Source organism: Leyella stercorea, from assembly GCF_021531655.1.
This window is the reverse complement of sequence record NZ_JADYUF010000009.1, coordinates 58,174-81,066: the sequence shown is the minus strand read 5'-3', so window position 1 is coordinate 81,066 and position 22,893 is coordinate 58,174. Positions and strand designations below refer to the sequence as shown.

Genomic DNA, 22,893 nt, shown 5'->3' with positions numbered 1-22,893 from the left:
ATATATAACTGCCAAACGGCTTAATTGTTGTGTTCGCTGTCGACTTTTAGTGCTTTATCGCGAATATCGTTGAGCACCAATCCTGCAATGGTGAAGCCGAAGATGGCTGTAATGTGCGACATACTGCCATTAGTTTGCTTCTTGTATTCAGGTTCGGGTTGCGGACCGACATTGTCAAGAAGTTCCTCGCTATACACACACTGGAACTTATGGGCTGGCTTAAGTTGGGCCCGCTTCATACGTTTGCGCAGAGCTGAACCAAGCGGACAGCCACGCACCTTCCAAAACTCTGCCACGCGTATTCGGGTTGGGTCCATCTTTAAGGCTGCTCCCATCGACGAGAAGAATACAGCTGATGTCTGACATGCGCGCATTATGAGCGCCACCTTGTCCTTTAGCGAGTCAATGGCATCGATGATATAGTCGTACTGGTCGAGACAGAACTCGTCGGCTGTCTCTTCGGTGAACATCTTCTGCAAGGCTGTGACCTCGCAATCAGGGTTGATCTGGAGCAATCGCTCCTTTAAAGCTTCAACCTTGACGCGACCTATGGTGTTGGTAGTGGCCATAAGCTGGCGGTTGACATTTGAGGCACACACGCTGTCGAAGTCGACTATCGTGATGCGACGTATGCCCGAACGTACCAGACACTCAACACACCAACTGCCAACGCCTCCTACCCCAAACACGATGACACGCTTGGAGGCTATCTGATTCATCACATCGTTGCCCAAGAGCAATTCGGCTCTCTGGAATATATCATTTTCTTTTTCCATTGTCTTTCACTTTGTTTGATATTTGCAAAGTTACGGATTTACAGAAAATAAACAATGAAAAAGAATGGGATTTTACACAATAACAATAGCGGAGGTCTTTCGGCCTCCGCTACTAAAGTTTGCTGTTTCAATATTCTTGCTGCGCGTCGGACTGGAGTCAGCCGTTCCTATATTATCTGCGACGCAGAGTCTTCGGTACATTATTTTCAACGCGCTTCAATGTGAATCCCTTGCCATACGACTTGCCCTGCGATGTTGTCTGTACAAAGTCTGAACCAAGAGCACGTGTGCCGCGACTTGTGACACGTTCGCAGTCGAACGTTATGTACTCGTCAACGTTGATGCCTTCCATTACTCCATTGAACAGATCCTGCTTCTCTTTAGAGTCCCATCCAAGGAAGAAACCGGATTTATCGGAATTGCCATTGGCATCGAGAAGGTATCGGGATCCGCTCGGGATGTACTCTATATTGATATTGCCCGTACGAGGGTCGATATACCACTTGAAGCGACTGACATTGGTTTCGCCATTGTCGGCATAGTCGGTCTCGTATCCGGTACCGTTGCACGACATTGAGGTGTACTGCGTGAAGGTGAACTCTACATCGAAGTAAGCAGTATACCACTGGCCATCTTCTTTAAAATCGCTCTTGGCATCACCTGTCCATGTGCCATTGAGAGTGCGAGCCATCGATACCAGTTGGTTGTTACCATGATCAAATGGATCATTATACCAATCGTATTCGTCATACCATTCACCATAATAGTCGTCGTACCAATAATCATCGTCAGTATCACAACTTGTCATCATTGCCGGCATTAATGCCAACATGAACATTGTAAGGAAAGTATAAATTCGTTTCATAATGTATGTGTTTTAATTGTTTTCTGGTGCAAAGATAGAAAAACCAAACAACACGGCAATGTATAAAAACCATAATAGTAAATAGGGAAATCCCTATTTGCCACTTTATAAGGCATAAAAACGACATTTGTGTTGTCTATATAGATAATAATGTATAAATTTGCCATACACATTATTGTATATAATCAAAAAAAGCAAGAAGATATGAAAGTATTTCAAAGTTCTGTTGTGCGCGCATTGTGCGCCATTATTGTAGGAGCGCTCATCGTGAAGTATCGCGAACTTACCGTAACGTGGATAACTATTGCCATTGGTGTGCTGTTCTTCCTGTCGGGAGTGTTCTCGTGCGTAACTTACTTCATTGCACGAGGCAAGAAAAACGACATACAGGTGTTTGATGCCGACGGCAGACTGCTGACTGGCATGAAGCCTACGTTTCCAATCGTCGGACTGGGCAGCCTCATACTTGGACTCATCCTGGCTCTTATGCCCAACACATTCGTGCAAAGTCTGATGTACATTCTTGCAGCCATACTCATACTGGGAGCCATAAGCCAGATGGCAAATCTTGTAGCGGTATCACGCATGGCACGCATCGGATTCTACTACTGGATTATGCCGGCGCTGACTCTGCTTATAGGTATTGTGGCTATAGTTTCGCCATCGTCTATTGCATCGGCTCCATTATTCGTCATAGGCTGGAGCATGATTGTCTATGGCATTGTGGAACTGACCAACGCCATCAAGCTGCACCAGTTGCGTCGCAGCATAGAGCGTAACGTGAGCACTACAGTAAAGGAAGACGACCAGCAACCGAAAGACTGAAAAACAACAATAGGGATTTTCCCACACGCGTTTAGGGAAAATCCTTTTGCCAACCCATAATGTGTATGTATCTTTGCAAGTGTAAAAAGAAACCAATTGTCGAACAATATAAAACATATACATTATGAAAAAGCTGATTTCCATACTAATGCTTCTGATGGCGTTCACAATGTCGTCAAACGCTATGAGTTATGAGCAGGCTCGTCAGCAGGCTTTGTTCCTGACCGACAAAATGGCTTATGAGCTGAATCTGACCAACGACCAGTATGAGGCAGCATACGAGATAAACCTCGACTACCTTATGAGTGTAAATACTGTCGACGACCTGTATGGGGCCTACTGGCGCTACCGCAATCTCGACATGAGCTACGTTCTGCTCGACTGGCAGTATCGTGCTTTCTGCGACGCAGCCTACTTCTATCGTCCGCTCTACTTCAACGCTGGCTACTGGCACTTCGGCATTTACGCACGCTATCCGCACCGCGACTACTTCTACTTCAATCGTCCTACTGTATACGTAAACTATTGTGGCGGACACTCATGGAGCACAAACCACGGACGTTCTTGGTATCATGGACGTAGCTACGGATCACGTCGCGGCGACAGCCACTTCGGAATGCGCGATAGATTTGACCGTGGTGACTATGGACGTGGCAACAGACAGTCGTTCGGTTCACGCGAACCACAATATATCTCAGGTCGTCCACAAAACTCGTTTGGCAACAAGAACAATCGTCAACAGAGTTCGTTTGGCTCACGTGGCAGCAGCACACGCACTACAGTAAGACATTCGTTGACCGACAACAATACTAACCGCGGACAGTTTGGTTCACGCCGTGGAGGTGACGACGTATATGGCACACCACGCAATACGTTCACACGTCCCAACACGTCAAACCAGTCAAGACCTTCGTTCGGCAACAGCAACCGCAGCAACTCATCTTCATTCGGTAGCGGTTCACGTTCAAACGGGTATTCATTCGGAAGCGGTTCGCGCTCTAACAACAGCTCTTCGTTCGGCTCACGTGGCTCTTTCGGAGGCAGTCGCAGCAATGGAGGTTCATCGTTTGGAGGCGGTTCACGCTCTAATGGCGGAAGCAAGAGCAACAATGGCGGTAGCAGCCACGGTTCGTTTGGAAGCCGTCGCTAAACTATAGCCAACAATCACATAGGACAACAACACTATATATAAAAGTCAATTGAAAATTGTGAGGGTGTCAAAACAATAAAGTTTTGAACACCCTCATTTTTTTTGTATTCACATTTGCGGCATTTCGAACTACTTTCGCTTGCGAAACTTAAATTAAAAAAAGAATAAAATTCTATTACAAATATTCGTTTCTTGAAAATAAATGGTAATTTTGTAATGTTAAAGATAACAGAAAAGATTACTACTATATACTGCTTTTAATATTTCGATTACGATATGGAATCATTATTTACATTACAATACACATGCTTGCTTGTATTCGCAATGCTTATGCTGCAACTGCTTGTTTCGCGACTGTACCAGAATTCCACTACCCCGCAATACGAGAAGTCACGACTGCTGCTGGCTGCAACAATGCTGATACTGGTAGTTCACTACGCTCTGCAGATAAAGTTCAAGCTGAGAGCTAATGACGATAATGTCGGCACAGTATTCAATACTTTGTTCTATCCTATAGCCAACTATTTTCTGGCTTGTTCAATAATACAGCTACAAAGTTCGCGCAAAACCACACGTCGCTATGCCATAGTAGGCGCATTGGCTTGCTTATCCATAGTCGTGGTGTTTGCAATAGGATGGTATACAAGTGGCAATATGGCACTTGACGGAATGCGTGGTATAATATTCGCCATGTTCGCCTTGAGCATGGTGTACTTCATGACGTCGCCTACCATTATACTAAGACGCACACAACACCGCATCAACAACGACACCGGCGGCGACATATCAACGTACGACCGCTACACAAAAGCAAGTTATCTATTGCTTTCCATGCTGTCGTCCACACTTATTTTTGCTGTAACTTGGCGACCGGCATTGTATGTCGTCGGTCCGCTAATGCTGTTCACTGTGTTTCTGTTCGTTTCAAGTTTTGTGGCGTTAGGCTTCAACATGGCTCCCGTTGAAGACGTGCTGACCGAAGACGAAACATACGGCAATGCATCAGACTACTACAATGAATTGGCTGACGATGACCCTACAACCATATCGACAGGACAAATCGAAAAAATAAGCATTATACTGGGACAATGGGTTGCAAACGGAGGATTCAGGGACAGCTCTGCCAACATAGGCAAGCTGTCGCAACAAACCGGCATTTCGCGCATACGACTGAGTCAATACTTCGACCAGTACCTTAACTCTACATTCAGAGTGTGGCTGTCGGGCATACGCTTTGCAGAAGCACAACGGCTTGTCAAGGCACATCCCGAATACAACAACGATACAATATCTATATATTGCGGATTCTCATCGCGCAGCCAACTGTACAAGATTTTCAACGACAACACAGGTATGTCGCCACGCGAATGGCGCGAAATGCAGAGCTAAATGACTGCATTATAATTGTTGTTAAACTTGTTTTCAGTTATTTTGCCAATTAAACCGAAAATTGTAATTTTGCATATTGTATATAATAAGGTGACAATGTGTAAAGCATTGGGAAGCCTTTATATCGCAGAACAATTCATTTATAAGATTTTTACAATAATTATGGCAAAGAAAGCATTATTGATGATCCTCGACGGATGGGGCATCGGCCAGCATGGCAAGGGAGACGTTATCTACAACACACCTACTCCTTATCTCGACTATCTCACAGCTGTTAGTGCTCACTCACAGCTCCTCACCTGTGGCGAAGACGTTGGTCTGCCCGAAGGACAGATGGGTAACTCGGAGGTAGGTCACCTCAACATCGGTGCTGGTCGCATCGTTTATCAGGACCTCGTAAAGATCAACCGCGCATGCAAGGACGGTTCTATCCTCAAGAACAAGGAAATCATTAACGCTTACAGCTACGCTCAGAAGACCGGCAAGAAGCTCCACCTTATGGGTCTTACTTCTACTGGCGGCGTACACTCTTCACTCGACCACCTCTTCAAGTTCATCGAGATTGGTAAGGAGTATGGTCTGAAGGACGTATACGTACACTGCTTTATGGACGGCCGTGATACCGACCCGAAGTCGGGCAAGGGATTCATCGAGCAGGTACAGCAGTGCTGCTCTGACAACGGCGCACACATCGCAAGCATCGTAGGTCGTTTCTACGCTATGGACCGCGACAAGCGTTGGGAGCGTGTCAAGGAGGCTTACGACCTGCTCGTTGAAGGCAAGGGCAAGCAGTCGGCTGATATGGTTCAGGCTATGCAGGAAAGCTACGACGAGGGCGTAACTGATGAGTTCATCCTTCCTATCAACAACTCTACCGTTGACGGTACAATCCAGGAGGGCGACGTTGTCATCTTCATCAACTATCGTAACGACCGTGCCAAGGAGCTTACTGAGGTGCTCACACAGAAGGACCACACCGAGGCTGGCATGCACACCATCAAGGATCTGCAGTACTACTGCATGACTCCGTACGACGCTTCGTTCGAGGGTGTACACATCCTCTTCCCGAAGGAGAACGTAACAAATACTCTCGGCGAATACCTCGCTGCCAACGGCAAGCGTCAGCTCCATACAGCCGAGACAGAGAAGTATGCTCACGTAACATTCTTCTTCAACGGTGGTCGTGAGACTCCGTACGAGGGTGAGGACCGTATCCTTGTTCCTTCACCTAAGGTTGCCACTTACGACTTGAAGCCGGAGATGAGCGCATACGAGGTTAAGGACAAGCTCGTTGGTGCGATCAAGACTCAGGAGTACGACTTCATCGTTGTCAACTTCGCCAACGGCGACATGGTAGGCCACACTGGTATCTACAACGCTATCGCTAAGGCTGTTCACGCTATCGACAACTGCGTTAAGGAGGTTGTTGAGACTGCCAAGGCTAACGATTACGAGACTATCATCATCGCCGACCACGGCAACGCCGACCACGCTCTTAATGAGGATGGCACTCCTAACACAGCCCATTCATTGAACCCGGTTCCGTTCATCTACGTTACTGACAACAACTCAGCAACTGTTAAGGACGGTCGTCTGGCTGACGTTGCTCCTTCTATTCTCCACATCATGGGACTGGAGCAGCCTGCCGATATGACTGGCGAGAACCTTATTGAGGACAACAAGTAATCTACGAATTAACCAAATAAACAAGTAATCTACGGATTTACTAAATACAAAAAAAAACTGGCAAGTTGACCAATTGGTCGACTTGCCAGTTTTTTTTGTATATAAATGTTTTGCCCTTACTTAACAATCAGCTTACCATTCACGCTGGTAACGCTGTATGTCTTGCCCTTTTGGGTCTTGAAGCGTATGGTCTGGTCGCCATAACGAACCTCGCACGGCTCACCAGCACCTGAATAAACGGTAGCCTTAGCAAGCTTACCACCATTCCATACGATGCCAACGGTGAAATTGCCACGAGCACGCAGTCCCTCAACATTGCCTTCAGCCCAAGCATCGGGCAATGCAGGCAACAGATGGACAAATCCCATATGGCTCTGCATCAGCATTTCGGTCACACCGGCAGTTCCACCGAAGTTGCCGTCAATCTGGAAAGGAGCATGAGTGTCCCACAGATTGTCGAGCGTACCATTCTTAAGCAAGTTGCCATAGAGCTTGTATGCGTGGTTGCCGTCATGCAGCCGTGCCCACTGATTGAGCTTCCATCCCATCGACCAGCCTGTAGCTCCGTCGCCACGATGCTCGAGTACTACACGCGAAGCCTTGGCAAGTTCAGGAGTTGTGACAGGCGAAACGGTGTGACCCGGGTGCAATCCGAACAGATGATTGACGTGACGGTGCTCGTCCTTCGGGTCGTCAATGTCGCGCGACCACTCCATAAGCTGTCCATAACGACCAATCTTATAAGGAGCGATATGCTTCAAAGCATCTTCCCACACACGACGGTCCTTGGCGTCGCGACCGAGAATCTTGCTTGCCTCAATAGCATCCATAAGAATCTCACGTACTACAGCGTGTGCAAACGTAGCACCCTCGTCAACCGGTCCGTGTTCGGGCGAAGTAGAAGGCGCAGCTGTATATACTCCATCCTTACGGTGCCACAGATAGTCGGCAGCAAAGTCGGCACTACCCTTGATTATGTCGTAAGCCTCATTGGCAAGGAATCGGCGGTCGCGAGTATAGTCGTAGTAGTTCCACATGTGTGTGGCAAGCCACGGACCTGCAAACGGTGAGAAGTTCCACGACATATCCTCGCTCGCCAAGGGCGAAGTGAATCCGAAGATGTTGGCAGATACAGATGTTGTCCATCCACGTGTACCGAAATATGCCTTGGCAGTAACCTCACCCGGCTTGATGAGAGTACGTATGAAGTCGAACAACGGCTGCTCGCATTCGCTGAGGTTGGTCTGGCATGCCGGCCAGTAGTTCATCTGCACGTTGATGTTGGTGTGATAGTCGACACGCCAAGGTCCGTCAACATTATTGTGCCATACTCCCTGGAGGTTGGCAGGCATATTGCCGGGGCGCGACGAAGCGATGAGCAGATAGCGCCCGAACTGATAGTAGAGCTGTTCGAGATAGAAGTCCTTCTGGCCGCGACGATAGTTGCTGAGTCGCTGGTTGATAGGCATATCCTTAACGTTGGCTGTGGCGTTGTTGATGTTGAGCTTTACGCGGTTGAACAGACTTGCGTAGTCATTGTAATGCTCGATGAACAGCGACTCATAGCTCTTGGCTACAGCCTTGTCGACCCACTGGCGTGTAGTAGACTCAGGATTGACGCCTACATAAGCCTTTGCATCGTCGAAGTTGGGATTGTAGTTGGGCTTGTAGTCGGTGTCGGCTGTGATGATGAACACCACCTCGTCGGCACCCTTAACGGTAATTTTTCCGTTATGATTGTCTACGGTTCCGCCCTTTGCCACCGCCTTCATACGTATGCAATACTGCATATTATTATTGTCGAGACGGGCGTTCCACAAGAGTTCGTCGTTGCCTTCGGCTATCATCTTGCCCTCCGAAACGGGGTTCTTGGCATACGAAAGCACGAGGTTCTGCATTCCCTTACGCGAAGCCTTGAAGCGTACAGCCATCACATTGGCAGGATAGCTGACGAAGTATTCGCGTGTATAGCTGACACCGTCCTTGGCAAACGACACCACAGCCAGAGCCGAGTCGATAGAGAGCGAGCGGCGATAGCCTGTCATGCCCACCTCGCTCAGTCCGGTCTCGATATAAAGTTCGCCTGCTGTAGTGAAGCTACCAAAGCGGAACGGGTTCTCTGCATCTGCCTCGTAGGGCACCGGACTGTTGAAGTTTTTGCGTGTAAGCATTTCCGCCTTCTTCAAGTCGTTGTCGACAAAAGCCTGACGTATGTCCTTGATGACACCAGCCGACTGCTTGTTGACATCCCAGTAGTAGCGTGCGCCCTTGCTTGTGTTAGGTCCGCCACGCCAGAGTGTCTTCTCGTTGAGGGTGATACGCTCTGCAGGAACAGAACCCATGATGTTGGCACCTATCGAGCCATTGCCTATAGGCAGCGACTGCGACTCCCATTCCTGGTCGGGATTCTTCACAGTATCGCCCGCTCTTTCAGGCTTGTTTTCGCCTTTCCACATTTGCGGATTACCACCATACCACACGGCTTGTCCTCGCATAGTGGCTGGAGTGTCAAACCAGTAGTTGAGCCCGTGCTGGGCCATAGCTGTTGTTGATGAAGTTGCAACGAGTGCAACGGTGTAGAGAAATCTTTTAAGCATTTGTATTTGGTTTATTAATATCTTCCTGTCTCACCAACGATATCCTTGATGCTGTTCACAAAGTCGCGGTCAGCCTTCAGCGATTCGATGGTCATTGGCATGCGGTAGCGCCAGTAATGGAACGGATTGGCAGGCACGTTGACACGCTCGCCGGTAGGATCGGCCTGGCGGATGCGTTCGTCGGTGGCAAGCCAGTCCTGCAACTGCACTATGCACAACATCGACGGGGTTTGCATCTGACGCACCACAATCTCACGAGCCAGCCATCCCGGCAGCGGATGAGGTGCCGCGCCCGTATGATAGAGCACCGTCTCGTAGTAGTCTTGCGCCACCTCCAGGTCTTCGTCCCACCACAGTCGGAGCGTAGGCATGTCGTGCGACGAGAAGAGGCAAACCGATCGGTAGGGATATTTCGACAGATCGGCAAAGTGCACACCATACTCCTTGGGCATAGTCTGTACGTTGAGCGAGAGAATGCGCAGGTCTTTCATGACCCAATCCACACTTTCCGGCACCATACCAAGGTCTTCGGCACACACAAGCATGCGTGTAGCCTGCACCAGTCGGGGCAGTTTCTTCATAGCCTCGCGATACCAGAACATGCTGTTGCGACGATAGTAATAGTCGTCATACAGTCGGTTGAAGCGCTGCTTGTCGTCGTCGCCGAGTGCGGCAAAGGCGAAGTTGAGCTGTGCCGTAATGCGCGGATGGTAGAGATAGTTGCGTTTGCGGTCGCGCACGAACAATACATTCTCAATGAGTTTGTACAATCCGTCGCTCAACGCTGTGTCGGCAACCGAGTCTTTTCCGGCAAAGGCAGCCTGCACCTTGCGCTCGGTGTCGTATTCGGGACGCATGCTGTAGGTGCCGTCATCGGCAACAGGCTGCAGATAGTTCTGTGCCACTTCATCGGCACGTTCGCCGAAGATGCGCTCCAACACCCACTTGTTGATGAACGGACGTGTGTGTCGTTCCTCGTCAAACTCAAATCCATAGCTGCCTATCTCTGCCTTGGTCATGGGCAGAGCCGGCGAGAACTGTCCGAGCAGAGCATGTACGCAGTCTGCCGGAATGTCCCATATACGGAAGAAACCGAGCACGTGGTCGATGCGGTAAGCGTCGAAATACTTAGCCATATTGCGGAATCGGCGCACCCACCACTGGCATCCGTCAGCAAGCATACGGTCCCAGTTGTACGTAGGGAATCCCCAGTTCTGTCCGTTGGCAGCGAAAGCATCTGGTGGCGCACCTGCCTGTCCGTCAAGGTTGAAGTAGTGCGGTTCGAACCACACGTCGCATCCTGTACGGTCGACACCGATAGGTATGTCACCCTTGAGAATTACGCCGCGAGCCATAGCGTGTTCGTGTGCGACACACATCTGCTGGTCGAGCACAAACTGCACATAGTAGAAGAAGGCAAGCTTCTTGTATGCCTTAGTGCGCGGATTCGACAGTTGTCCACGTTCGGCTTCAGTCCATTCACGATGACTGGGCCAGGTATTGAAGTCGGCTGTGCCATAAGCGTCGCGCAGATAGCTGTACTGTGCGTATGGCACGAGCCAGCGCTCGTTGTCGCGGAAGAACTTCTTGAACGCAGCTGAACGCATGGTGCGCTCGCTCTCCTGCTCGAACATGAGGTGCAAGTACTGCTCTTTGGCGCGTATCACACGCTCGTAGTCTACAGCCGGGAGTGCGTTGAGTTCCTGTCGAAGCGCTTCAAACTCAGCCTGCTTCTTTGCGTCTGCCAGAGGCGGCAATTGTCTGAGATCGACATATATCGGATTGAGCGCAAAGATGCTGATGCACGAATATGGATAGGAGTCGGTCCATCGGCGCGACGTGGTAGTATCGTTGATGGGCAGCAGCTGCAGCACTCGCTGGCCGGTGTCTGCCACGAGGTCGGTCATTGCGGCAAGGTCGCCGAAGTCGCCTACACCGAAACTGCCTTCGGTGCGCAACGAGAAGAGCGGCACGAGTGTTCCAGCCAGACGTCGGTTGCACATGGCGAAGAACGACTGGTCCTCCTCTATCACGCACACGTCGCCTGCCTCCATCGCATCGAGTTTGAGCTTACGGTTGTCGCACGTCTCCCACATCACATTGCCGTCGGTGCTGACTGCCACAAACTTGTATTCAATGCTGCGCATCGGTGCTGCCTCAGCATTCTTCTTGACAGGCTGCGGCACACCGAGAGCGTTGGCGTTGAGGTCGATCTGCCATTCGTTGTAGTTATGCTCGTGCATCGGAATGGCGTGTCCGGTGTTCCATGCTCCCAACGAGGGATGCTCGCCTACGATGGCAAGCCTCTCGCCCAGTCGCAACTGAGGCGCACGCACTATCAGACGCACCGTGCGGCTGTATGCTGAGCGTCCTACCGAGTGGCGCGGATGGCGGTTGATACATTCGGTATATGCCGATGTGTACAGATAGGAGTCATGCGGAATCTCGTTCCAACGGTTGTTTACGATTATATTAGTGGCCCCGCTCATGTTGAGGTCGAGGCGATGTGTCACGGTTATCCACTCACGACGCAACTCTTTGCCAGCGTTGCTGAGTGAGAAGAAATAATCTATATAAGGAGTTGAAGGAGTGTCTATTTTGTCCAAAGTATATTGCCAGTGGCGTCCATCGGTGGTAGACATGCCGAACACAGCGGTCTTCTCCTGTCCGTCTTCTGTTGTCACCTTGACGTTGAGCAACAGTTCCTCGCCAAATGTGGTTTGGTAGTTAAGATTGAATTTAATAGTCATTATCGTTAAGGTTACTGTGTCATAAAGACACTGGTTATAGTTTTATTTGGTTCAAAATTAGTAAAAAAAAAGCAGACTATAACGAAAAATCGGATTTTTTTAAACACAAAACGACCCGAACAATACCAATAATTAATAATCAGTACTATTCGGGTCGTTTTAATTGTATATTAACAGCCGTTTGGGGCTTTATAACAGTCGTTTATGACGCAGTATTATCCACGACAGAGCCGATATCACTATCGATATGAGCAGCGCTATGAGGAATCCGAAACGGCTGTCCTCCATACCGTTGATGAGGTTCATTCCGAAGAATGAAGATATAAGCGTAGGCAACATCATGATGATTGACACGGACGTGAGCGTACGCATCACGGTGTTCATGTTGTTGTTGATGATGCTGGAGTAGGTGTCCATCGTCGACTCAAGAATGTTCGAGTAGATGTTGGTGGTCTCGCGTGCCTGCGACATCTCGATGTTAACGTCTTCGATAAGGTCGGCATCCAACTCGTCCACTTGCAGCTTGAACTTCAGCTTCGAGAGCAACGTTTCGTTGCCACGTATTGACGTGACGAAGTATGTGAGCGAGTCCTGCAGTCGCGACAGGGCGATGAGCGACTCGTTGTTCACGTTATGGTCGAGATTGTGCTTTGCCTTTTCGATGAGGGTGTTTATCTGCTTCAGCCGCTTCAGATACCATACTGCCGACGAAAGGAAGAGTCGGAAAATCATGTCGACATAGTCGGTGAATCCCTCGCCGCGCTTCTGCTGGTACGACACAAAGTCAATCATCATGTTTGTCTCGTAGTAGCACACGGTGATGGTCACGTCGCGCTTGTGTATGATACCGAGCGGCACGGTGGTGTATGGCGTACGCGAACGTATCTCCTTGACATACGGTATACGAAGGATGATGAGCATCCATCCGTCGTCATACTCGTAGCGTGCACGTTCGTCGGCATCGCTGATGTCGGACAGGAAATAGTCGGGTATGTTGAATTTGTCTTCCAGAAATTGCTGGTCGTCGTCTGTCGGACACGTTACCTGTATCCAGCAGTTGGGCTGCCATTCGTCGATGGTCTTAAGTGTAGAGTTTGTATTCCAAAATGTTCTCATAAAGATAGGTCTCCATGGGTTAAAACAATGTGTGGGAGACCAGCCGTTATGAGTTGCTGTCCTCCTGCACTACAAATTCATATTTTCCGCGTGATAGTCGTCCATATATTGCGTATATATTGATTTTCGGCTGCAAAGGTAAATAAAAATGACGAATAAGCGTACTTTACTTCTACATTATTTGCACAATCGTAGTCAATTTTTACACAAATGAAACATTGCATAAATATTTTCGGCTGCCTTGCTGTGTTATCTGAGATTTTTCTAATACCTTTATCGCATTATACTACAAATGGGGATATAACGAAACATTGAATACAAAACGAAACATATATGAAAAAGAAAATTCTGCTGACAGCGGCTGCTGTCGTTGTGCTACTCGTGTCTGCGGTGACTGCGGGTTCGTTCTATCTGGTCAACTATGCGCTGGTGGATGCGCCGCGCCATCGTGACAGCAGTTTCAATCGTGCCATAGCCAACTATCCCGAACTGCGCTCGTGGATTGACAGCTTGCAGGCAGAGGGTGCCCTGCGCGACACCTTCGTGGTGATGCCTACGGGCGAAAGGGCGCACGCTATCTTTGCACGTTCGTCCAAGGCGCATGGCGCAACGGCTGTACTGGTGCACGGATATACCGACAACGCCACTTCGATGCTTATGATTGCACGCATCTACAACCATTTCCTCAACTACAACATCCTGCTGCCCGACCTTCACGCTCACGGTCAAAGCTACGGCAAGGACATTCAGATGGGATGGAAGGACCGTCTCGACGTGATGCACTGGATTGGTCTGGCACCCGGCATGTTCCGTACGCCTGCCGACTCGATGCGCCTCGTGGTGCATGGCATATCGATGGGTGCAGCCACTACAATGTGTGTCAGCGGCGAGCACACGCCCGATTATGTGAAGTGCTTTGTAGAGGATTGCGGATACACAAGCGTATGGGACGAGTTTGCGCACGAGCTGAGCGGACGTTTCTCGCTGCCCGAATTCCCGTTGCTCTATACTGCGTCGTGGGTGGTAAGGATGAAGTACGGATGGTCGTTCGGCGAGGCTTCGCCGCTCAAGCAGGTGGCTAAGTGCCGCAAACCGATGCTCTTCATCCATGGCGACAACGACACTTACGTGCCTACGGCTATGGTCTATCCGCTCTACGAGGCCAAGCCTCAACCCAAACAGCTGTGGATTGCGCCCGGCAGCAAGCATGCCCTCTCCTATCGCGACCATAAAGCGGAATACATAAGGAAGGTTACGGAGTTTGTAAGCAAGTGGAACGGGGCGGAGAATTGATATAATAAGTATGTGGTCATATTTATTTTTATATATGAGCTGCTTTCTATAAGAGGAGGATTAGGCAAGAGTAAAACAAAGCGGGCTGAAAGCCCAATAAGCACATAGCCCAGGGCATTCGCCCTGGGTGTACGGATTGATAAAAGCAAGACGCCCTGCAAGGGCAAAAGCATTGATTATTAACGCTTTTGCCCTTGCAGGGCGTTTTGTTGTTTGGGAACTTTTACCCAGGGCGGGTGCTCTGGGCTATGTGCTTCTGCCCCTTCGGGGGCGTGCTGCTTAAACTTTTGACACACTCTCTTTGAAATACGGTTGTTGTAAGTATGCTGTATACTGGTGTGTTGACGTCGTTTTTATGGTTCATCCGGAATTTGGAGTGATACTATATTTTAAAATTACAAACTGTAGGAGGCTATGGCGTCCTCGCCATAGCCTGAGCAAGCAGGCAGTGCATATTATCAATAACAAGAATGTACTGACTAACTGCACAGGCTATGGCGGGGACGCCATAGCCTCCTACTATTTGCTTTACCAATTAACTTACAAAATTGAACTTATAATATTACCACTCCAAATTCCGGATGAACCGTTTTTATTCCTCAACCTTCTTGGTCTTGGGCAACACCAGATTGAGCACTACGCCTACTACGGCAGCGAGTCCGATGCCCGATATTGCGAACGAACCCGATGAGAGTACGGCACCGCCCAGGCCCATTGTGAGCATAACAGAAATGATGATGACATTGCGGGTGTCGTTCATGTCGACCTTATGTTGCATCAGATTCTGCACGCCAACGCTTGCTATCGTTCCGAACAGCAGCAGCATGATGCCGCCGAGCACGGCTTGTGGGATAGACTGCAGCAGTGCGCTGAGCTTGCCGATGATAGAGAAGCAGATGGCTGTGGCAGCCGAAATGCGTATTACGGCAGGCGATGTCACCTTGGTGATGGACATGGCTCCGGTCACTTCAGAGTAAGTAGTCTCGGGTGGTCCGCCAAGCAATGCCGATGCAAGGCAGGCACATCCGTCGCCGAGCATGGTGCGATGAATGCCAGGGTTTTCTACGAAGTCCTTCTTGGCAACGGCACTTACTACATAAACGTCGCCTATATGCTCAAGCACGGGGGCTATTGCCACGGGTATCATGTATAGGAATGGTGCCCACTCGAAGTGGGTGATGGTGTCGAACTGTACCGGTATGGCCAGCCACGATGCCGATGCCACACCCGAGAAGTCAACCTCGCCAAGGCATATAGCGAGTATGTAGCCCACGATGACACCGCTGATTATGGGCACCAGCTTCATCAGTCCGCGGCAGAATGTCAGTATGGCAATGGCTGTGATGAGCGACGTGAAGGCGAGTATCCAGTTGGTCTTTGCCATGTTGACGGCACTGCCCGAGAGCGAGAGTCCTATGAGTATGATGACCGGACCGATCACTACCGGAGGGAAGATGCGGTCGAGCAGGCGCTTGCCCTGCCACTTTACGAGTGCGCTCACTACGAAGTAGACGAGCGATACGGCTGTAAGTCCGGCGAGAGTGCCGGGCAATCCCCACTGCTGTGTGGCTGCAATGATAGGGGCAATGAATGCAAACGACGAGCCAAGGAAGATGGGCACCTTGCCACCAGTGACGAAGTGGAAGATGAATGTGCCCAATCCGGCTGTGAAAAGCGCCGTAGCGGGATTGATACCGATGAGCAGCGGCACCAGCACCGTGGCTCCGAACGCCACGAAGAGGAACTGCACGCCGACAAGGGTTTTCTTTGTTAGCGATAGTTGTTCTGTATCCATTTTGTTTTGTTGTAAATTATTGTTTTTGAAACCGCTTTGATTTGTTGCAGATAATTATTTTTGAAATAATAATAGTACGGGCTGAAAGCCCATAAGCACATAGCCCAGGGCAACGCCCTGGGTATATGGATAGATAATATCCGAACGCCCTGTAAGGGCAAAAGCATCAATCCGTGAAAATGTATCTTTCGTCATATTGAACATTATATAACTTCAAGAAAGTTTTATATTCATCAGCAAAAGATTGTTTGATATGATGCTCTTGTTGTTGATTTATATATTGTATAGTCTTGTCCGTAACAGATTGGCTAACCGAAAATGCCGCATAACCTCCTTGCCATGCAAAATTGTGATAATAGGAATCTATCGTCTTAATCCATCGGCTACTGTTCCGTTTTATTTCTTCTACTATTTGTGAGATTCCCTTTTCCTTAGATAGAAGAAATAAAATATGTATATGGTCGCCAACACCGCCTGCACGTATTTCTCGACTTCCAGTAGCATTTACCAATTTGCCAATATAGGAAAGGACACGGTCCAAATCGTTTTTTCGAATCAAGGGACTGGTTGTCTTTATATGAAATATAAGGTGTATGTATATCTTACACAGTGATTGTGCCATATTTTTTATGCTTTTGCCCTTTCAGGGCGTAGGGATATAATACGCAATACACCCAGGGCGTTGCCCTGGGCTATGTGCTTATTGGGCTTTCAGCCCGTATTGCTTGCTTATGGCTTGCCCGTAGTTTGCTTATGGCTTGCCCGTAATTTGCTTATGGCTTGCCCGTAGTTTGCTTATGGCTTGCCCGTAGTTTGCTTATGGCTTGCCCGTATTGTTTGTCAATGGCTTTCTGCCCGCATGTTTGTCTTTTTACTTCACGAGTATCACGAGATACTTGCTGGTCGACCAGAATATCTGCGGGTTGTTGATGCGCAGCACATACTGCTTGTTGGCATCCTGCTGCAGGGTGTACGAACTTGACGGGTGCATGGTGAGAATGCGTGCCGACTTAGAGTAGAGCTTTATCTCCTTGTCGACACGGATGTCGATCTTGGTGAAGTAGTGCTTGTTGAAGTTCGACTCAAGCACCTTTGATCCTTCGAGTATGTGCTGTTCCTTCAGCTCCTTCTTGGTTCCGAATACAAACCATGCGGTGTTGAGTTGCTTGTCCTGAGCGTTGATAGTCTCGCTCTTCTGCGACGATTCTGTCTTGAGGCTCGACACGTTGTCGTTGAGAGTGTTGACAGTCTGGTCGAGTTCGGCAATGTGTATGTCCTTGGCATCGAGTTCGGCACGCAGCTGCTTGAGCTGGTTGTCCTTCTCGTCAATCTGCTTTACGAGGTCCTCAATGGTCTTGCGTAGCTGGTCGCCCTTAACGCTCGACTCGCGCATCTGCTGTCGCAGCTTCTCGATGAGGGCACGGTTCTGCTTCATTGTATTGGAGATGAACTGTATGTTCTCTACAATCTGACGGCGCTTGTCGGCTCCTTCGCCGTTCTTCACGATGCTCACACGGTTCTGGGCTTCGTCAATCTCGCGCAAACCTTCCTGTATTTGGTTGAAGGTTTCCATCATATCGTTGATTTCATTGTCCTTCTGAGTTATCACGCGTTGCAGTGAGTCGCTCTGTACAGTGCCCTCTACCGATTGTTTTTTGTCACTGTTGCCACACGATGCGAAGGCAACTACTGCCAATGCAAATAATAAAAACTTAAACTTTTTCATATTTGTCAGGGTTTGGTTATTATTCAGTATGTTATCGATTGTTATTCTTCTTCTCGGAATTTCTTCTTCTTGAATTCTTCGGGGGCGGCTTCGCGCATGGCGTAACGCTCCTTGTTGCTCAGTCGCGGCTTCTTCTCCTTGGCCTGAGCCTTCAATGCCTTGAGTGCCGACATTTCGCCTTCGCCGCATCCAGCCACCACTATCACTATCTCGCCACGCGGCTCTGTCTGGTGGAAGTGGGCTATTATCTCCTTGAGCGAACCGCGTACACTCTCCTCGTGCAACTTGGATATCTCGCGGCAGACGCTGGCCTGGCGTTCGTCGCCGAATACTTCGGCAAACTGCTCCAATGTCTTCACCAGCCGGTAGGGCGACTCGTAGAATATCATAGTGCGCGTCTCGGTGCGCAAAGCGTCGAGAAGCGTCTGGCGTCCCTTCTTCTGTGGCAGGAAACCTTCAAAGCAGAAGCGGTCGCAAGGCAGTCCGGAACTGACAATGGCTGGCACAAATGCCGTAGCACCCGGCAGACATTGCACCGTTATTCCAGCCTTGGCAGCCTCGCGTGCGAGAAAGAATCCCGGGTCGCTGATGCCTGGAGTGCCGGCGTCGCTGATTAGAGCTATCGTCTCGCCAGCCTTCAACCGTTCGACGATGGCGGCGCTTGTGCCGTGCTCGTTAAACTTATGGTGCGACATCAGACGGTTCTGTATGTCGAAATGCTTGAGCAGAATGCCCGATGTGCGAGTGTCTTCGGCAAGCACAAGATCGGCCTCTCTCAATATACGGATGGCACGCATTGTCATGTCCTCCATGTTTCCCACTGGTGTGGGTACTATATACAATATCCCCATATTGGCGACAAATATAGCTATATTAATCAAGAACGGCAAAAAAAGGAGCCCTTTCTTTGCAATTTTTAAAACGTATTCGTAATTTTGTACCCATTGAAATCGTAATATTATATATGTTGGAACAGAAAATCACTTTTGATAAATTCATTCGTTGGACAGCCATTGCGCTCATCACAGTGGCTGTGTTTGCCGTGACCAACTATCTGAGCAGCGTGCTGCTGCCGTTCTTCATAGCGTGGCTTTTCGCCTATCTGATGTATCCGATGGTGAAGTTCATACAATATCGCATGCATGTCAAGGTGCGCGCACTGGCTATACTCATAGCCATGGCTGTAGTGCTGGGCGTGGTGGGACTGATGATTTACTTCATCATTCCGCCCATGATAGGGCAGTTTCAGAAGCTTTACGAGTTTCTGATGCACTGGCTCCACCAGACAACACACACCAATGACCTTACGACGCTTGTGAAAAACTGGATTGAAGAGAACCAGGAACAGGTGGAACGATTCTTCAAGAGCAACGATTTCAAGGATGCCATACGCACCAGCATGCCAAAGGTGTTTGCCGTGATAGGTCAGACTGCCAACATAGTGCTGAGCATTGTGGCATCGTGCATCACCTTATTATATATGTTCTTCATTCTGCTCGACTACGAATATCTCACCTCCAATTGGATAAAGATATTCCCCAAGAAGAACCGTCCTTTCTGGCATGAACTGGCGGGCGACGTCGAGCGCGAACTCAACAACTACATCCGAGGCCAGTGTCTGGTTGCGCTTTGCATGGGCGTGATGTTCTGCATAGGCTTCAGCATAATGGACTTCCCTATGGCAATAGGTCTGGGCATACTCATCGGAGTAATGGATCTGGTGCCTTATCTGCACACCTTCGCCATAATTCCTACCGCTTTCCTTGCCATGCTTAAAGCGGCTGACACCGGACAGAACTTCTGGGTGGTGTTCGGATTGGCTGTCGGACTCTTCTGTGTGGTGCAGATAATCACCGACATGATAGTAACGCCAAAGATTATGGGCAAGGCTATGGGGCTGAACCCTGCCATTCTGCTGCTCTCGCTGTCTGTGTGGGGCGCGCTGCTGGGCTTCATCGGTCTCATCATCGCCCTCCCCTTGACCACACTCATCATTGCCTACTGGCAGAGATACGTCACGAAGGAACACGAAGAGAATTAGGAATTAGGAATTAGGAATTTTGAATTGTTCTCGGCTTTGCCTGCGATTTTGAATTGTTCAATTTTGAATTGTTCTCGGTTACGCCTGCTATTATGAATTATTCAATTTTGAATTATTCTCGACTGTGCCTGCGATTTTGAATTGTTCAATTTTGAATTGGGCTGCTGTGCCTGCGATTTTGGATTTTGAATTTTGAATGGGGCAGCTCCGCTAATTGTTCTAAATGACGGAAAACAAAGGGGATAAGTCGAACGGAAGGTAAATATCGACCGAATTATTTTCGCAATTGGAATATAATGCCTTACTTTGTAAGGACAATAAAAACAAACTGAATAAAACAAACATGCAAAAGAAACTAAATATAGCACTGTTGGCTATGTGCTGCGCTCCTGCTTGGGCACAGACCTATACCGACTCGATTGGTCAGCACGGCAAACTTGATGTGGAGGCAGCCTATACCTTTGCCGAGCAGCAACTCGGACAGAATGCCGACATGCCACAAGGCGTTACGATGGTCAATTCCAACCGTAACGTGTTCGCATCGGAGGTGAGCTATCGCTTCGCACCTACCCATCTGCGATTCCGTGCATATAATCCTATGTACAACGAGGTGTACATCAACGGCGTACTGATGAATAACGTTGAGACTGGACAATTCCGCTATCCTACCATAGGCGGCATAGGACTTCAAGGACTGTACTTCGACTCGTCGCTGCCTTTCGAATCGTTCGGCTATGGAATGACGGCTTTGGGCGGATCGAACAACTACAACTTCCGTGCTGCCGACATGAAACGCGGCCACCATATAGAATGGACCGGAGCCAACCGCAACTATACTATGGGCGGAGCCTACTCGTATGCCTCGGGACTGAGCGCCAACGGATGGGCATTTGCAGGTACATTGTCCTACCGATGGGCTAAGCAGGGATATGTAGACGGCACACCGCTGAAGTCGCTATCGTACTATCTCAGCGTGCAGAAGATGTGGGGCGACACTCACTCATTGGCTTTCGCCACATGGGGCAGCCCCTCTAAGCGTGCTCAATATGGCGCATCTACAGATGAGGCTTTCCAACTCTCGGACGACCATCAGTACAATCCGTATTGGGGATACTACAACGACAAGAAGCGTAGTTCGCGTGTTGTGCGCGACTTTGCGCCTACAGCATTGCTCACATGGGACTGGAAAATCAACGAAAAGACCCGTCTGAGCACATCATTGCAGGGACAATATGCGTGGTACAGATGTACCCGACTCAACTTTAACGGCGAAAATCCATACGCCGACTCGTGGATTAAGATGCCAAGCTCTATATATAATGTATGGAACACAGCCGACCCTGCCAACACAGCCGACGCTAAAGCACGATGGGAGAAGGCCTGCTCGCAGTGGGCAGCCGACAAGTCAAACCGACAACTCGACTGGGAACGCATGTACTGGTTTAACAGTCAGGTGGCAGCACAAGGCACCGATGCAATGTATTGGCTTGAATCCCGCCACAACGACAACCTCAACATCTCGCTCGCAACGACACTTGACAAGCGCCTGACGGCAAAGAGCAGCCTGCGCGCCGGATTCAACTTTGCCACAAACAAGGGCATGCACTATCAGACCATTAACAGTCTGCTGGGCGGAGCGCAGCTCCACAACGTCAACACATACGCCGCAATGCACTATCCTTCGACATCCGACAAGGTGCAATACGACCTCAATAACCGCAACGCCGCATTGTATAAGGGCGACAGAATGGGCTACGACTACAACATTCTGATTAATAAGGCACAGGCATGGGCGTCGTATGAAGAGCAGTTCGGAATGCTCAACTACAGCATTTCGGCACGTATGGGCTATCAGTCGATGCAGCGCGACGGCAAGATGCGCAACGGTATGGCTGCCGACAACTCCTTCGGCAAGAGCCGTACAAAGGATTTCCTTGACGGCGGACTGAAGTTCGGATCGTCGCTTGATATGGGTTGCGGCCATACGCTCACATTCGGCATGGGATATGAGCAGCGCGCACCTCTCGCCTCTACCGTATTTGCAGCGCCCGAGGTGAACAACGACCTCGCTGCCAACATCAAGAAGCAGCAGGTGCTCAGCACCGAGGTGGGCTATATATACAACGGCACGTGGCTGCATGCGAACCTTAACGGCTACTACTCGTACGTCAAGGACGCTTCCGACTGGCAGAGTTTCTACATGGACAACACCAACGAACTGGTGTACAACTCAATAACCGGACTCAAGAAGAAGTATTACGGACTCGAGGCAGGACTGAAGTTTGACATCTGCAAGACTCTCGACATTAAGCTCCTGGGCACCATAAGCGAGGCTAAGACTACCAATAATGCCCTCTCGCGCTACATGTTTGCATGCCAAGGCACATACAACGACGATGTGCTCCTTAGCAAGGACATGCACGAATCGGGCACTCCGCTCACAGCCGCAAGCCTCGGCGTCAACTATCATCAGCGCGGATGGACCGTAGGAGTAGACTGCAACTACTACGACCGCATCTATCTCGACTACTCTACGTACAACCGTCTGCAGCAGATAGCTGACGGTGAGAGCCTTGAACAGGCAAAGGGTAAGGGCGGATTTATGCTCAACTGCTCAATAGGACGCACCGCACGTGTGATGGGCGGACTGCTCGACATCAACCTCAGCATAACCAACCTCACCAACAACCGCACCATCTGCACCGGCGGCTACGAGAGCAACTACGACGCAAGTCAGCCCTCTACCGACGGCAACAACGCCTCGCTGTACAACTTTGCAAAGAATCCGCGCAAGTTTTACGCACTCGGAACAAGCGGCATGCTGAATATCACGTACAGCTTCTAAAGCCATAACAAGAGAAGACTTTATATAAAACAGAGGGTG

At 49.5% G+C, this 22,893-nt stretch carries 16 protein-coding genes; 7 read left to right on the top strand and 9 right to left on the bottom strand.

Annotation, left to right across the window (positions count from 1 at the left end; translation table 11 throughout):
* Positions 1–20: 20 nt before the first annotated feature.
* Both I6E49_RS04240 and I6E49_RS04235 read right to left on the bottom strand, forming a co-directional pair.
* Positions 21–776 carry a tRNA threonylcarbamoyladenosine dehydratase gene (locus I6E49_RS04240; RefSeq protein ID WP_235400645.1) on the bottom strand — a complete coding sequence of 252 codons (756 nt, stop codon included), beginning with the start codon at positions 774–776 and terminating at the stop codon, positions 21–23.
* Positions 777–948: 172 nt separating this feature from the next.
* Positions 949–1,641, bottom strand: a complete 693-nt coding sequence (locus I6E49_RS04235) for a hypothetical protein (RefSeq protein WP_235400644.1) — start codon at positions 1,639–1,641, stop codon at positions 949–951.
* A 204-nt stretch (positions 1,642–1,845) separates the two neighbouring features.
* Between I6E49_RS04235 and I6E49_RS04230 the strand changes: the two genes are divergently transcribed.
* From I6E49_RS04230 to gpmI, 4 genes are all read left to right on the top strand, one after another.
* The gene (locus tag I6E49_RS04230) at positions 1,846–2,466 is read left to right on the top strand and encodes a DUF308 domain-containing protein (RefSeq protein WP_235400643.1); all 621 of its coding nucleotides are present in this window, start codon (positions 1,846–1,848) and stop codon (positions 2,464–2,466) included.
* A 124-nt stretch (positions 2,467–2,590) separates the two neighbouring features.
* Positions 2,591–3,616, top strand: a complete 1,026-nt coding sequence (locus I6E49_RS04225) for a hypothetical protein (protein ID WP_235400642.1) — start codon at positions 2,591–2,593, stop codon at positions 3,614–3,616.
* A gap of 276 nt (positions 3,617–3,892) precedes the next feature.
* Positions 3,893–5,005, top strand: a complete 1,113-nt coding sequence (locus I6E49_RS04220) for a helix-turn-helix domain-containing protein (protein WP_235400641.1) — start codon at positions 3,893–3,895, stop codon at positions 5,003–5,005.
* A gap of 162 nt (positions 5,006–5,167) precedes the next feature.
* The gene (gene gpmI, locus I6E49_RS04215; protein WP_235400640.1) at positions 5,168–6,691 is read left to right on the top strand and encodes a 2,3-bisphosphoglycerate-independent phosphoglycerate mutase; all 1,524 of its coding nucleotides are present in this window, start codon (positions 5,168–5,170) and stop codon (positions 6,689–6,691) included.
* 116 nt (positions 6,692–6,807) lie between these two features.
* Here gpmI and I6E49_RS04210 read toward each other — a convergent pair whose 3' ends face one another.
* From I6E49_RS04210 to I6E49_RS04200, 3 genes are all read right to left on the bottom strand, one after another.
* Complete coding sequence (locus tag I6E49_RS04210; protein WP_441006958.1) at positions 6,808–9,288, bottom strand: glycoside hydrolase family 95 protein; 2,481 nt, start codon at positions 9,286–9,288, stop codon at positions 6,808–6,810.
* A gap of 14 nt (positions 9,289–9,302) precedes the next feature.
* A complete protein-coding gene (locus I6E49_RS04205) occupies positions 9,303–12,038 on the bottom strand; it encodes a 4-alpha-glucanotransferase (protein WP_235400639.1) in 2,736 nt (911 codons plus the stop codon).
* Positions 12,039–12,227: 189 nt separating this feature from the next.
* Positions 12,228–13,154, bottom strand: a complete 927-nt coding sequence (locus tag I6E49_RS04200) for a magnesium transporter CorA family protein (RefSeq protein WP_235400638.1) — start codon at positions 13,152–13,154, stop codon at positions 12,228–12,230.
* A gap of 333 nt (positions 13,155–13,487) precedes the next feature.
* Here I6E49_RS04200 and I6E49_RS04195 point away from each other — a divergent pair, with 333 nt between their 5' ends.
* The gene (locus tag I6E49_RS04195) at positions 13,488–14,447 is read left to right on the top strand and encodes an alpha/beta hydrolase (RefSeq protein ID WP_235400637.1); all 960 of its coding nucleotides are present in this window, start codon (positions 13,488–13,490) and stop codon (positions 14,445–14,447) included.
* Between the two features lie 592 nt (positions 14,448–15,039).
* On the opposite strand, the gene I6E49_RS04190 is transcribed toward I6E49_RS04195, so the two are convergent.
* The 4 genes from I6E49_RS04190 to rsmI all read right to left on the bottom strand — a co-directional run bounded on the left by I6E49_RS04190 (position 15,040) and on the right by rsmI (position 18,819).
* Positions 15,040–16,242: a uracil-xanthine permease family protein gene (locus tag I6E49_RS04190; protein ID WP_235400636.1), complete on the bottom strand. Its 1,203-nt coding sequence runs from the start codon at positions 16,240–16,242 to the stop codon at positions 15,040–15,042.
* Between the two features lie 166 nt (positions 16,243–16,408).
* Positions 16,409–16,864, bottom strand: a complete 456-nt coding sequence (locus I6E49_RS04185; RefSeq protein ID WP_235400635.1) for a transposase — start codon at positions 16,862–16,864, stop codon at positions 16,409–16,411.
* A 249-nt stretch (positions 16,865–17,113) separates the two neighbouring features.
* Positions 17,114–17,968, bottom strand: a complete 855-nt coding sequence (locus tag I6E49_RS04180; protein WP_235400634.1) for a hypothetical protein — start codon at positions 17,966–17,968, stop codon at positions 17,114–17,116.
* Between the two features lie 41 nt (positions 17,969–18,009).
* Positions 18,010–18,819: a 16S rRNA (cytidine(1402)-2'-O)-methyltransferase gene (gene rsmI, locus I6E49_RS04175; RefSeq protein WP_235392774.1), complete on the bottom strand. Its 810-nt coding sequence runs from the start codon at positions 18,817–18,819 to the stop codon at positions 18,010–18,012.
* Positions 18,820–18,932: 113 nt separating this feature from the next.
* Here rsmI and I6E49_RS04170 point away from each other — a divergent pair, with 113 nt between their 5' ends.
* On the top strand, positions 18,933–20,009 hold the full coding sequence (locus tag I6E49_RS04170; RefSeq protein WP_235400633.1) for an AI-2E family transporter: 1,077 nt from the start codon (positions 18,933–18,935) through the stop codon (positions 20,007–20,009).
* A gap of 343 nt (positions 20,010–20,352) precedes the next feature.
* Positions 20,353–22,854, top strand: coding sequence for a TonB-dependent receptor (locus I6E49_RS04165; RefSeq protein ID WP_235400631.1), 2,502 nt, complete (start codon positions 20,353–20,355; stop codon positions 22,852–22,854).
* The last annotated feature ends 39 nt before the right edge of the window (positions 22,855–22,893 follow it).